Below are 13,053 nucleotides of genomic sequence, written 5' to 3'. Positions count from 1 at the left end.
TGTGAAGTCCCTGCCTCGCATCGCCGGTCCGTCCACGCGATACGGGTCCGGTTTCCGCGCCACGCGCGTCGACGCTCGGTACGCTCGGAGGATGCCCGTTCCACCCGCCGGTCCTGCCGACCTGCACCTGCACTCCAACCACTCCGACGGCACCGAGTCGCCCGCCGAGGTCATGAGGCAGGCGCATCGGCACGGCGTACGGACCGCCGCGCTCACGGACCACGACCGCACCACGGGCTGGACGGAGGCCGGCGACGCCGCCGTCGCGCTCGGCATGACCTTCCTCCCCGGGATGGAGCTGTCAGCCAAACACGAGTGGCGCAGCGTGCACGTGCTCGGCTATCTCTTCGATCCGGAGGATGCGGCGCTGCGGGCGGAGACCGACCGGATCCGGAACGACCGGATCGGACGAGCGGAGCGCATCGTCCGCAACATCGGCCGCGATTACGACCTGCACTGGGATGACGTCCTCGCCCAGACGACGCTCGACGCGACGGTCGGCCGGCCCCACATCGCGGACGCGCTGGTGGCGCGCGGCATCGTACGCGACCGCGGCGAGGCCTTCGACGGCATCCTCCACCCGCGGGAGGGCTACTACGAGCCGCACTACGCCCCGGACCCGCTGACCGCCGTGAGGCTTCTCACCGAGGCGGGCGGCGTGGCGATCATCGCGCACCCTGTGACGGCGGGCCGTGATCGGATGATGCCGGTGCCGTACATCGAGCGTCTGATCGACGCGGGGCTGGCCGGATTCGAGGTGGACCACCGGGAGAACACCGCCGCCGGCAAGCGGCTGCTGCGCGAACTGGCAGCCCGGCACGACCTCATCGTCACCGGGTCCAGCGATTACCACGGCACCGGAAAACCGAACGTGCCGGGGGAGAACACCACCGCGGCGGACATGGTCGCCCGGATCATCGATCGCGCCTCCGGCTCCGGCCCGCGGCGTCCCTGACCCCGGCGGACTGTCGGCGGTCTCCCGGCATTCTGTCGAGGCGGACCGATACGGTCCGAGGCATGCAACGTGCCACCTCCCTGGAGCGCCGCGTCGACGCGATCGCTCGCCGACTCCTCCGTGCGGTGCCGACATCGGGCTTCCGCGCCGGGCTGGCCGAGTTCCTCGTCTTCGTGCTGAAGCAGGCCTGGGCCTGCGTGTTCGGTGCGGCGCTGCTGGTGGTGATCGTCGCCGCCCGCCTCTGGTACCCCGACGACGCCGCGCTCGCCCGCAACGACGCGCTGACGATCGCGGCCGTGCTCATCCAGGTGGCCATGCTCGTGTTCCGCCTCGAGAGCGGGCGGGAGCTCTGGGTGATCGTGCTCTTCCACATCACCGGCACGGCGATGGAGCTGTTCAAGACCGACGTCGGTTCCTGGGCGTATGCCGCGGACGGCATCCTCCGCATCGGGGGAGTCCCGCTGTTCAGCGGGTTCATGTACGCGGCGGTCGGCTCCTACATGGTGCGCGTGTACCGGCTGTTCGACCTCGGGTTCACCCGCTACCCGCGCCGGTGGTTGACGGCCGTCCTGGCCGCCGCCATCTACGTCAACTTCTTCACCCACCACTGGTGGTGGGATGCCAGGTGGCTGCTCCTCGCCGGGGTGGTGGTGCTGTGGCTGCCCACCGTCATGCACGCCCGCGTATGGCGCCGCACCATCCGGCTGTCGCTCCTCGCGGTCTTCGCCGGGGTGGCGGTGTTCATCTACCTGGCCGAGAACATCGGCACGTGGGCAGGCGCGTGGGCGTATCCCGACCAGGCGGCGGGGTGGCAGCCGGTGTCCCTGAGCAAGCTCAGCTCCTGGTTCCTGCTGATGATCATCTCGGTGGTGCTCGTCGCCTGGGTCTACCCGCCGCAGGTTCCGGCCGACCTCTTGCACGACGAAGGGCGCCCCACGGCAGACCGTGCGGGCGCCCCTCGGACGACGATGACGCGGATCAGGCGCCGGTGACGGGTGCCGCCCCGGTGCCGGAGCCGCCGCGACGACGGCGGCGACGGCGGGCGGGGGCGGGCTTGCCGTCGTGGTGCTCCTTGCCGGCGCCGTCGTGGGTGCCGGCACCCTCGGCGCCGCGGTCGGCGGTCTGCGCGGCGGAACCCTCGCCGGACGACCCTTCGGGCGTGCCCTCCGCGAACGTGGAGCCGACAGACGACGAGCCGGTGCGGCGGCGGCGACGGCGGCGCGTGCCGCCCTCTCCGGTGCCCTCTTCGGCGGCGTCCGCGGCGCGCTCCGGACGACGGGTGCGCTCCGTCTTGACCGCTTCCTTCTTCGGCGCGCTCACGAGCCGCCCCTTCGTCCCCTCGGGGATGTCGAGGTCGGTGTACAGGTGCGGGCTCGACGAGTAGGTCTCGACCGGTTCGGGCTGACCGAACTCGAGCGCGCGGTTGATGAGGGCCCACTTGTGCAGGTCCTCCCAGTCCACGAACGTCACCGCGATCCCGGTCTTGCCCGCGCGGCCCGTGCGTCCCGCGCGGTGGAGGTAGGTCTTCTCCTCGTCGGGGATGGTGTGGTTGATGACGTGGGTGACGTCGTCGACGTCGATACCGCGGGCCGCCACGTCCGTCGCCACGAGGACGTCCTTCTTGCCGGCCTTGAACGCGGCCATGGAGCGCTCACGCTGGTCCTGTCCCATGTCGCCGTGGACGCCGCCCACGTTGAAGCCGCGGTCGCTCAGCTCGTCCACCAGACGCTGCGCTGCGCGCTTCGTGCGCGTGAAGATGACCGTCTTCCCCCGGCCCTCGGCCTGCAGGATGCGAGCGATGACCTCGTCCTTGTCCAGCGAGTGGGCGCGGTAGACGAGGTGCTTGATGTTCGCCTGCGTCAGGCCCTCGTCCGGGTCGTTGGCGCGGATGTGGATCGGGTTGGTCATGAACCGCCGTGCCAGCGCGACGATCGGACCGGGCATGGTCGCGGAGAACAGCTGCGTGTGCCGCACCGCGGGGACCTTCTGGAAGATCTTCTCGATGTCGGCGAGGAAGCCGAGGTCGAGCATCTTGTCGGCCTCGTCGAGCACGACCTCGGTCGCGTTCGAGAGGTCGAGGAGGCGCTGGCCGGCGAGGTCGATGAGACGCCCCGGCGTGCCGACGACGATCTGCGCTCCGGCCTTGAGCTGGTCGATCTGCCCTTCGTACGCCTTGCCGCCGTAGATGGCGACGACGCTGGTGGAGCGGTTGCTCGTGAGCAGATCGATGTCCTCGTAGACCTGCACCGCGAGCTCGCGGGTCGGGACGACGATGAGGGCCTTGACCCCGTGCTCCGGATCCTTCCCGAGGCGCTGCACGACCGGGATGCCGAAGCCGAAGGTCTTGCCGGTACCGGTCTTCGCCTGTCCGATGATGTCCTGCCCCGGGAGCCCGAGGGGGATGGTCTGCTCCTGGATCGGGAAGGCATCGACGATGCCCTTCGCGGCCAGTGCGTCGACGATGTCCTGATCGATGCCGAGTTCGGCGAAAGTTGTCACTGTTGTTCAGATGCCTGTCCGGCGACCATGCGCGATCGCCTCGTAAACGGAGCCACGCCGTCTCGTGTGCCACAGGCGCGGGGCCCCGCTCCGACGGCGGGGACACGCCCAGCCTACCGGAGGGGCGGCTCCGGGCAGGGAGGACGTCTTCTGCCGAGTATTGTGAACGACGTGGCCGACTCGGGAGGAACACCTCGTGGTTAAGTGGTTCTGGCAGCGCGACGCCGCGCCGCGACGCACCCTGGCGCTGCGCAGCCGCGGCGAGCAGAGCGATGCGACGCGTGTCGACTTCGCGGAGCTGGCGCCGGAGCTCGACCGATTCCTCGGCCAGGCGGCCTACCTCCAGCTCGGCTACTTCGAGACGCTGACGCGGCTCATCCGCGCGACTCCCGAGCTGGCCGAGAAGGAGTCGCTGTCCCGGGCCGCCGGTGCGGCGCTCACCAAGCACCGGGGCATCGTCGACATCATCGCGGCGCGCGGTCAGGACCCGACGCAGCTCATGCTCCCGTTCCGCGAGCACCTGGACGCGTTCCGGCGCAAGACCATCGGGGCGCGCCCGCGCGAGACCCTGCTCGCGGTCTACATCACGGCGGGCATGCTCGACGACTTCTATCTCGCGCTCGCTTCGAGCTACGGCGAGACGGGGCGGCGGGTCGCGGAGATCCTGCGCGAGGACGACGCGCGCCACGAGATCGTCGCGATCATCCAGGAGACGATCGAGAGCGACGAGGAGTGGCGCTCGCTGCTGTCCATGTGGGCGCGGCGTCTCGTGGGCGACACGATCCTCGTCTGTCGCGCGGCTCTGCGTCCCGAACTCCTCGCCGTGGAGGAAGCTCGCATCGAGCCGGTGTACACCGAGCTGATGGGGGCGCACGCCCGGCGCATGGACGCGATGGGCCTCGCGTCCTAGCTCAGATCCCGAGCGCGGCTCTCCGCTGCTCGTCGCCGCGTCGACGCGCTGCGGTGAGAGCCGCGGCGGCGAGCGCCGCGACCGCGGCGGCTCCGAGGGTGCTCGCCAGCCACAGCCAGACGCTGTCCTCGCCCACGCCGGACCACTGCAGAGCCGTGTAGACGATCGCCGAGACGGCCGTCGCGATCGCCGGGGCGAGTGCGACGCCGCGCCGTTCGCGACCGCCGATCAGGAAGTGCGCGGCGATGCCGAGCACGCAGGCGCCGACGAGGGCGAGGAGGATGTACATGCGCGGGTCAGGCGACGAAGCCCACGCGACGCGACTCCTCGGTGCCCAGCTCGATGTAGGCGAGGTTCGCGGTCGGCACGATGTAGGAGTTGCCCTTCACGTCGGCGAAGCTCAGGTGCGAGGCGCTCTGCTCGAGCGCGGCGGAGACCTGGGTGCGGACCTCGTCCGCCGTGGCAGCGGTGTCGAAGCTCAGCTCGCGGCCGGTGTTGATGATGCCGATGCGGATTTCCACGGGTGCTCCTTGCAGGTCGTCGGACTCGGCCAACTCTATCGCGCACCGAGCGGGGGAGACCGGCGGCGTCGGTCGTTTCGCCCTGAGCGCACAACCCGCGAGGAGGTTCGCCCTCGACGCCGATGTCCGCGCCTCCCGATAGCGTGGAGGGATGATGTCGGATGCCGCGCAGCGAGCCGTGATCACGGCGCCGCCGACCGCGTCGGGCGTCGTGATCGGTGCCCCCGGCACCGGTAAGACGCGCACGCTCGTCGACCGTGTGGTGCAGCTCCTCGAAGTCGAAGGGCTGCGGCCGGAAGAGGTGCTGGCGCTCACGCCGAGCCGACAGGCGGCCACCGCGCTGCGCGACCGGATCGGCGTGCGCATCGGCCAGGCGACGCCGGGACCGCTGGCCCGGTCGCTCGGGTCGTTCGCGTTCCAGCTCGTCCGCGGCGCGATGGTGAGGGAGGGCGCGGAGCCGCCGGCTCTGCTCACCGGCGCCGATCAGGACCGCATCATCGCCGAACTGCTCGCCGGCGATGCCGAGGACGCCCGCATCGCCTGGCCTCCGGCGCTCAGCGAGCCCGTCCGCGCCTCGAAGGGCTTCCGCTCCGAACTCCGCGCCTTCCTCGCGGAGTGCACGGAGCTGGGGGCGAGCCCGGCCGAACTGCGCGCCACCGGCGATGCGGTGTGGACGGCGGCGGCCGACTTCGTGGAGGAGTACCGCGCGGTGCTCGATGCCCTACGGGCCGCGCACCGCGACGCCGCCGATCTGCTCAGCGAGGCAGCGGGGATCCTCCGCACGGCTGACAGCGCGACCCTCGGGCCGCTGTCGCCCCTGCGGGTGGTGCTCATCGACGACGCCCAGGAGCTGACGCGCGGAGGCATCGGCGTGGTGCAGGCGCTCCTCGACCGGGGCATCGCGGTCCACGCATTCGGCGACCCGGACATCTCCTCCGGTGCCTTCCGCGGAGCCAGCCCCGAGCTGTTCGCGCAACTCGCCGGCGCGCTCACCACCGTGCACGTGCTCGACGGCGCCCACCGTCAGCGCCCGCTGCTGACCGCGTTGACGCGCACGGTGACGCAGGCGATCGGCGTCTCGGGACGCGTCGAGCATCGGCGCGCCCCGGCGCCCACCGCGGGGGACGACAGCGCGGAGGTCTCGACCTTCCTCGCGCCGTCGCCCTACGAGGAGTTCGACCGCATCGCGGGAGTCATGCGCGACTGGCACCTGAGCGCCGGCATCCCGTGGGAGCGGATGGCGGTCATCGCCCACGACACCCGTCAGGTCACAGCCTTGGAGACCGAGCTGGCCGCGCGCGAGATCCCGACGAGGGCCGCCGGGGTGCAGCGCCCGCTCGGGAGCGAGGGGATCGTGCGCGACATCGTCGGCATCGTGCGGCTCGCGCTGACTCCGGACGAGGACCGCACCGTGCAGGCCTGGGAGGAGGCGCTGCGGACGCCGTTCGGTGGAATGGACGCGATCGCGCTCCGTCGGCTGCGCGCGCGGCTCCGCCACCTCGAACTCGGTCAGGGCGGGTCGACTCCCGCGCGCGAGCTGCTGCGCGCGGCGATGTCGGCGCCGGCCACCCTCACGCTCATCGATGCACCGGAGTCGCGGACCGCCGAGCGCTTCGCCGAGACGGTCGCCGGCGTCGCTCGTGCGGCGGCGGAAGGCGAGACGATCCACGACCTCCTGTGGCGCATCTGGGAGCAGGCCAGGGCCGTCGACGGGCGGCGGCTGCAGGTCGCGTGGCGGGAGATCTCGCTGCTGCCGACCGGAGCCGAGACGGCGCGATCGCTGGATGCTCTCGTGGCTCTGTTCGACGCGGCCAAGCGCTTCGTCGAGCGCACACCCGACGAGCGCCCCGAGGTCTTCGTGCGCGACATCCTCGACAGCGAGGTGCCGGAGGACACGCTGTCGTCGCCGGACCGGCCGGGGACGGTCACCCTGCTCACGCCGGCCACCGCGCTCGGCACGGAGTTCGACGCGGTGGTCGTCGCCGGTGTGCAGGACGGCGTCTGGCCCAACGTACGGCTGCGTGGCGGGCTGCTCCAGACCTGGCGGCTCGCCGACGCGCTGACCGCGGCGCGCTCCGGCCTCCCGGCGGAGGTCCCGGGCGTGCTCGACCGGCGTCGGGCGGCGCTCCATGACGAGTTGCGGCTGTTCGTGCGGGCACTCTCGCGGGCGCGCCATCGCCTCCTCATCACCGCGGTGGACGATGACGACCTGTCACCCAGCGCCTTCTTCGGATTCCTTCCCCCTCCGGAGCCGCCGGAGCGTCATGCCTCCGCGGAGCACCCGCTCACGCTGCGCGGGCTGGTCGCGCGGCACCGTCGGGTGCTCACCACGACACACGCCGAACCCGCGAGGCGCGAGGCGGCCGCCCAACTCGCCATCCTCGCCCGGGAGGGCGTGCCGGGAGCGCATCCGCACGACTGGTACGGCGTCACGGCGCCCTCGACAGCGGCGCCGCTGCGCGATCTCGCTGCGAGCGGAGCCCGGGTGTCGCCCTCGGCGGTGGAGTCGTACGAGGAATGCGGGCTCAACTGGGTCGTCTCGGCTCTCGGCGGCGACACCGTCATGCCGCCGACGGCGGGCATCGGCACGATCGTCCACGAGGCGATGGAGCGCGTGCCGGACGGCGACCTCGCGCGCATGCGGGAGATCGTCGAGGAGCATTGGCCGGAGCTCGACTTCGAGACGGCCTGGATCGGGCGCAAGGAGCGTCGTCGCGCCGACCTGTTCGTCGACCGGCTGCACAGCTACCTCGGTGAGGTGACGAGGGACGGCGGGCGCGTCCTCGGCAGCGAGGTGGAGTTCCGGTTCGCCGTCGACGTGTCCGGCGAGACCGCCGAGCCGAGCGTCTACCCGGTGGGGGAGGACCGCGGTCACCGCGCCATCGTGCACGGCTACATCGACCGGGTCGAGGCGTATCCGCCCGGCGCGGGCGAACACGGACCGGCGCGCGGCCGCGGCTGGCAGTCGATGGCCGGTGGGCCGGAGGGGACCACGGTGGTCGTCGACCTCAAGACCGGGAAGACCGATCCGGAGGCGGACGGGGGCGTCGTCGACCATGCCCAGCTCGCGGCCTATCAGATCGCTGTGCAGGAGGGGCTCGTGCCCGGTGCCGCGCCCGGTTCGCTCGGGGGCGCGCGTCTGGTGATCGTCTCGAAGACCCTGGCGAAGAGCGACTACCGCGTCGCGCACCAGCACGCCTTGGACGCCGAGGCCCGGTCGCAGTTCCTGCACCGGGTCGCCGAGGTCGCCCGCGGCATGTCGGCGGCGAGCTTCACCGCACAGGTCGAGGCGCACTGCGCCGACACGCAGCGCCGGGTCCATCCCTGCCGCATCCACACCGTGCCGGCGGTGAGCGCATGACCGCAGGAGCCCCGGACGCCGTGCTCTCGGCGACCGACATCGCCGCCGCGCTCGGACTGCCGACTCCGACGCCCGCGCAGCAGCAGGTGATCGAGGCGCCGCTGGAGCCGGCACTGGTCGTCGCTGGGGCGGGCAGCGGCAAGACGGAGACCATGTCGGCCCGCGTGGTCTGGCTCGTCGCGAACGGGCTCGTCCGCCGGGACGAGGTCCTCGGTCTCACGTTCACCCGCAAGGCGGCGGGGGAGCTCGCGGAGCGCATCGGCGCCCGTCTCGCCGTCGTCGACGAATACGGTCGGCGGGGCCTGCTCCCGCATCTCCCGGAGATCGTCGCCGGAGGGGCACTGCGTCGAGTGGCGGAGGCCGCGCCGGGGCGGCAGCGCGAACTCGTGCGCAGCCATGTCCTCGACGAGCTCGCCCAGCACTACGGCACGGCCGGGGAGCCCGGGGCGCTCCGCACCGCCGACGACCTCCTCATCCGTCCCCGCGTCTCGACCTACAACGCCTTCGCCGACGGCATCGTGCGTGAGCACGCCGCACGCATCGGCCGGGATCCCGATGTGGCGATGCTCAGCCAGGCGGCGTCCTGGATGCTGGCGCGGGAGGTCGTGCTCCGCAGCGATCTGCCGGAGCTGGAGGAGGTCGACTACGCCCTCGGAACAGTCATCGACGCCGTGCAGCGGCTCGCCGGCGCGGCGCTCGACCATCGCGTCGACCTCGCCGAGGCCGAGCGTCTCGCGGCAGCACAGGCCGCGGCGTTCGAGCCCTACCGCTCCCATGCCGATGTCGAGAAGGCGGCGGTCAACCTGCGCACCCTCCCGACTCTGACCAGCCTCGTGCGCGACTACATCGCCGAGAAGGACCGGCGCGGCGTGCTCGACTTCGCCGACCAGGTGTCCGGAGCGTACGACATCGTCGAGTCCGCGCCGGACGTCCGCGCCGAGCTCCGGGAGCAGCACCGGGTCGTCCTCCTCGACGAGTACCAGGACACCTCCGTGATCCAGACGCGCTTCCTCGCGGAGCTGTTCCGCGACACGGCGGTCATGGCCGTCGGCGATCCGCACCAGTCGATCTACGGCTGGCGTGGAGCCAGCGCCGACAACCTCTACGCGTTCCCCCGATCCTTCTCTAGCGCCGGAGAGGTACGCACCTACAGCCTCATGACGAGCTGGCGCAACGACTGGCGGATCCTCGACGTCGCGAACCGGGTGCTGGGGCCCCTGCAGCGCCCCGGACTCGACGTCCCGCCGCTGGAACCGCGGCCCGGCGCCGGGGAGGGTACGGTCGCCGTGCGCTACCCGTTCACCGTCGACGACGAGGCCGCCGAGGTCGCGGCCTGGTTCGCGGAGCGTCGTGCCGCCCACGAGGAGACCTCCGACTCCCCGCACACCGGCGCCATCCTGTTCCGGTCCAAACGCCATATGCAGACCTTCGCCGGCGCGCTCGCCGCGCGAGGCATCCCGCACCGCATCCTTGGACTCGGGGGCCTGCTCGCCACGCCCGAGGTCGTCGACGTGGTCTCGACCCTGCGGGTGGTGCACGACCCGACGGCCGGTTCGGCGCTGATCCGGCTCCTGACGGGCCCGCGCTTCGGCGTCGGGGTGGCGGATATGGCGGCGCTGTACGAGCTGGGACGCGCGCTCGCGGAGCGCGACACCGCCCTCATGCCCCTGCCGGAAGAGGTGCGGGCGCGGCTGCGCTCCTCCCGCGGTGCCGACGAGGCCGTCTCCATCGTGGACGCGGTCGACATCGTGCGCGCGGTCCGCGACGACTATCGCCTGCTGGAGGGCATCACCCCGGAGGGCCGCTCACGGATCCGCGCCGCGGGGGAGATGCTGGAGCGCCTGCGTCGCGCGTCGTCCCAGCCGATCCCGGAACTCATCCGGCTCATCGAGCTGGAGCTGCGATTGGATATCGAGCTCGCCGCCAACGAGACCCGGGGACCCGCGCGGGTCGCAGCCACCCAGCTGCGGGCGTTCGCCGACGAGGTGCGCGCGTTCCTCGCCGCCGACGAGCGCGGCACGATCGGCAGCCTGCTGGCCTGGCTCGACAAGGCGGAGAGCACCGACGAACTCATGCCCCGACCGGAGCCCCCGGAGCCCGGGGTCGTGCAACTGCTCACGATCCACGGGTCGAAGGGCCTGGAGTGGGACGCCGTCGCGGTCGTGCGCCTCGTCGTCGACGAGCTGCCTGGGCGGGTGTCCGACACCTCGGGATGGTTCGGGTTCGGCGTCGTGCCGTTCGCGCTGCGCGGAGACCGCGACGCGCTCCCGCGTTTCGTCTGGGACCCGGAGGAGGCGATGGAGGGCGAGGCCGACCCCGGCAAGCGGCAGAAGCTCGCACAGGCGTCGCTGTCGGGCGGGGCGACGAAAGCGAACCCCCACGGCGGCGCGCTCAAGCGCTTCAAGGACGCCTACCGGGAGTATCAGCGCCAGGAGGAGCGTCGCCTCGCCTACGTGGCGATCACCCGCGCCAAGAGCGACCTGCTGCTGAGCGGCGCCCACTGGGCGGGTCAGAAGGCGCCGCGCACGCCGAGTCCGTACCTCCTGGAGGCCATCGACGTCCTCGGGCTCGACGCGATCCCTCCGGTCGACCCGGACGAGAACCCGTACGACGGTCCCGGCGCCACGCTGCACTGGCCGCTCGACCCGCTCGGCGGACGGCGCCCCGTGGTGAGCGCCGCGGCGGCGGTCGTCGAGGAGGCCCTCCAGGGCGATACCCTCGAGCCGACCGAGGAGTTGCGCCGGCTCCTCGACGAGCGCGCCGCCCGCCAGCGCGGGACGGACGCGGAGGCACCCACGCGAGTGCCCGCCTCCCGGTTCAAGGACTACGTCACGGACTACACCGGGACCCTGTCCTCGCTCGTGCGCCCGATGCCCGAACGCCCGTACCGCCAGACCCGTCTGGGGACCCTGTTCCACGCGTGGGTCGAGCAGCGCTCCGAGCTCGTCGGTGTCGGAACCCGGGTGGACGAGGCGCTCTGGGAGGTCGACGAGGACGAGCCCGAGGACGACGGTGCACCGGGTGCTCCGGCATCCGGTGCCGCTGCGGACGCCGCCGACCTCGCCGCACTGCAGGAGACCTTCGAGCGGAGCGAGTGGGGGCTGTTGCAGCCGCTCGCCGTGGAGATCGAGATCGACTTCGCGCTGGGAGCCGGTCTCCCCGGAGTGCGCCCCGACGCGACGGAAGCCCACATCGTCATCTGCAAGCTCGACGCGGTGTACCGACGCGCCGACCGCGGCGGACGGATCGAGATCGTCGACTGGAAGACCGGGCGGGCGCCACGCACACCGCAGGAGCGCGAGGAGCGCATGCTGCAGCTGGCCCTCTACCGGCTCGCGTACCACCGGCGTTTCGGCGTCCCGCTCGAGGAGATCGACGTGGCGCTGTACTACGTGGCCGACGACCTCGTCATCCGCGGGGACCGCGTCTACTCCGAGGAGGAGCTCTTCCAGCGCTGGAGCGCCGCCCGCGCCGCGCGCTGAGCCTCTTCGGAATCGTCGTCGTCCGCCGAGGGGGAGGAGGGGAAGGAAGTCTCGACCCGTCCGCTTCCGCGCGTCTCGGCGAACGCGTGCGCGACGCCGGAGAGGTCCTCGGTCTCGATGCTCGCCACGGCGGCACGATGTTCCGCGTCGGGCTGCGACGGCGCGCCCGCGGGCTCGCCCGCCCCCGCCACCGACGACCCGGTGCGCGCGGCGTCGAGATCCACGTCGTCCGCCTCCGCCGCCCAGAGCTCTTCCGGGTTGTAGGCATCGGTCTGCATCGAGGTGTCCACCTCGGGAGCGGCCGCCACCGGCACACGGTCGAGCGCGTCCATCGCCGAGTCCACGTCCGAGCGGCGATCACCGGGCACGCCGAGATCGTCGTGGCGCAGGCCGTCGGCGAGAGCCTCCAGCAGCGCGGCCGCGTCCTCCACGATGTCCTCGCGCCGCAGCGCGTCCCCGTGGACGAGCCAGCGGGCGAACTCCAGCTCGGCGAGCAGCCGCGCACGGATCTCGAGACCGGCGTCGGGAGTTCGATCCATCGCACGGGCGTACGCGCCGTGCACGTCGGCCGCGGCGTCGGGCGCGGCCGACAGCCAGGACAGGTCGAGCGCCGGATCGCCGACCGCGAGACCGTGCCAGCCGATCACGCCGGTGACCTCGGGGCCGCGCTCGGGATGATCGTCGAAGAGGAAAGACGTGGCCTGCGCGCCGCCGAGCACGACCGTCGACTCGAAGCGCCAGAGGTCGTCGTCGGCGACGGCCTCCCGCCACCGCACCGTGAGGCGGGCGGGGACGCGTCCCGTGGCTGCGGCGGTGTCGACGAGCCGCTCCAGCTCGGCGCGGCTTTCCTCCGCACTGCGCATCACGAGTCCGGCACCGCGGACGACCGACGTCGGCAGCGCGTGCACGGCGGCGATCGCGGCCCCCATGGACTCCGCGGCGCCGCGTCCGGCGGGAACCATCGACGCCTCGATCTGGAAGCCGGGGAGCAGTTCGGTCACGAGCGCTCGGCCCTCGCCCACCCTCGTCTCGCCGATGTATCCGGGAGCGCGGAACGGGAGCATGGCGCGCGCGCCGTCGGTGAGGGCGCGGAGCGCGAGGGCTTCGGCCGCCAGCTCGCGCGCGGCGTCATCATCGTCCGCCACGCGGATCGCGAGCTCCCGGCCGTCGGCGAGGGAGGCGACGGCGGAGTCGAAGCGCCCGTCGCCGTTCGCGGTGAGCGCCCGGGTGCCCGTGACCTCCGCGCCGGGAAGTGCGGCCGTCACCGCCGCGGCTAGAGTGAATGGAGAGCGTCCCATGCCCCCAGGGTAGGTCGGCTCAGGGGC

The 13,053-nt window shown here is 72.4% G+C and carries 9 protein-coding genes; 5 read left to right on the top strand and 4 right to left on the bottom strand.

Annotated elements, in window-relative coordinates; translation table 11 throughout:
- Positions 1-91: 91 nt before the first annotated feature.
- A complete protein-coding gene (locus ACIGJI_RS04430) occupies positions 92-955 on the top strand; it encodes a PHP domain-containing protein (RefSeq protein WP_259953115.1) in 864 nt (287 codons plus the stop codon).
- Positions 956-1,017: 62 nt separating this feature from the next.
- The gene (locus ACIGJI_RS04425) at positions 1,018-1,947 is read left to right on the top strand and encodes a DUF817 domain-containing protein (protein ID WP_366244514.1); all 930 of its coding nucleotides are present in this window, start codon (positions 1,018-1,020) and stop codon (positions 1,945-1,947) included.
- On the opposite strand, the gene ACIGJI_RS04420 is transcribed toward ACIGJI_RS04425, so the two are convergent.
- Positions 1,934-3,454 carry a DEAD/DEAH box helicase gene (locus tag ACIGJI_RS04420; protein WP_259953118.1) on the bottom strand — a complete coding sequence of 507 codons (1,521 nt, stop codon included), beginning with the start codon at positions 3,452-3,454 and terminating at the stop codon, positions 1,934-1,936. The two genes, ACIGJI_RS04425 and ACIGJI_RS04420, sit on opposite strands and share 14 nt — an antisense overlap.
- Positions 3,455-3,650: 196 nt before the next feature.
- Between ACIGJI_RS04420 and ACIGJI_RS04415 the strand changes: the two genes are divergently transcribed.
- Positions 3,651-4,364, top strand: coding sequence for a ferritin-like fold-containing protein (locus tag ACIGJI_RS04415; protein WP_060923156.1), 714 nt, complete (start codon positions 3,651-3,653; stop codon positions 4,362-4,364).
- 1 nt (position 4,365) lies between these two features.
- Here the strand turns inward: ACIGJI_RS04415 and ACIGJI_RS04410 are convergent, their stop codons facing one another.
- Together ACIGJI_RS04410 and ACIGJI_RS04405 are read right to left on the bottom strand one after the other, a co-directional pair.
- Positions 4,366-4,653, bottom strand: coding sequence for a hypothetical protein (locus tag ACIGJI_RS04410; RefSeq protein WP_187663666.1), 288 nt, complete (start codon positions 4,651-4,653; stop codon positions 4,366-4,368).
- A 7-nt stretch (positions 4,654-4,660) separates the two neighbouring features.
- Entirely contained in the window at positions 4,661-4,885 is a 225-nt protein-coding gene (locus ACIGJI_RS04405; RefSeq protein ID WP_025102974.1) for a DUF3107 domain-containing protein, read from the bottom strand.
- A gap of 151 nt (positions 4,886-5,036) precedes the next feature.
- Here ACIGJI_RS04405 and ACIGJI_RS04400 point away from each other — a divergent pair, with 151 nt between their 5' ends.
- Positions 5,037-8,246, top strand: coding sequence for an ATP-dependent DNA helicase (locus ACIGJI_RS04400; protein WP_187663667.1), 3,210 nt, complete (start codon positions 5,037-5,039; stop codon positions 8,244-8,246).
- Positions 8,243-11,728: an ATP-dependent DNA helicase gene (locus ACIGJI_RS04395; RefSeq protein WP_363445857.1), complete on the top strand. Its 3,486-nt coding sequence runs from the start codon at positions 8,243-8,245 to the stop codon at positions 11,726-11,728. Before ACIGJI_RS04400 ends, ACIGJI_RS04395 begins: the two co-directional genes overlap by 4 nt.
- On the opposite strand, the gene ACIGJI_RS04390 is transcribed toward ACIGJI_RS04395, so the two are convergent.
- On the bottom strand, positions 11,674-13,026 hold the full coding sequence (locus ACIGJI_RS04390; protein ID WP_280569055.1) for a phosphotransferase: 1,353 nt from the start codon (positions 13,024-13,026) through the stop codon (positions 11,674-11,676). The two genes, ACIGJI_RS04395 and ACIGJI_RS04390, sit on opposite strands and share 55 nt — an antisense overlap.
- Between the last annotated feature and the right edge of the window lie 27 nt (positions 13,027-13,053).

Source organism: Microbacterium sp. NPDC064978, from assembly GCF_044543605.1.
GTDB classification, from domain to species: Bacteria; Actinomycetota; Actinomycetes; order Actinomycetales; family Microbacteriaceae; genus Microbacterium; species Microbacterium meiriae.
The sequence above is the reverse complement of the archived record's forward strand: the minus strand, read 5'-3'. Positions and strand labels throughout refer to the sequence as shown.

Excerpts from the sequence above, each read along its gene's own strand:
- ACIGJI_RS04390 (WP_280569055.1), bottom strand. The coding sequence starts at position 13,026 with ATGGGACGCTCTCCATTCACTCTAGCCGCGGCGGTGACGGCCGCACTT.
- ACIGJI_RS04400 (WP_187663667.1), top strand. The coding sequence starts at position 5,037 with ATGATGTCGGATGCCGCGCAGCGAGCCGTGATCACGGCGCCGCCGACC.
- ACIGJI_RS04395 (WP_363445857.1), top strand. The coding sequence starts at position 8,243 with ATGACCGCAGGAGCCCCGGACGCCGTGCTCTCGGCGACCGACATCGCC.
- ACIGJI_RS04425 (WP_366244514.1), top strand. The coding sequence starts at position 1,018 with ATGCAACGTGCCACCTCCCTGGAGCGCCGCGTCGACGCGATCGCTCGC.
- ACIGJI_RS04430 (WP_259953115.1), top strand. The coding sequence starts at position 92 with ATGCCCGTTCCACCCGCCGGTCCTGCCGACCTGCACCTGCACTCCAAC.
- ACIGJI_RS04410 (WP_187663666.1), bottom strand. The coding sequence starts at position 4,653 with ATGTACATCCTCCTCGCCCTCGTCGGCGCCTGCGTGCTCGGCATCGCC.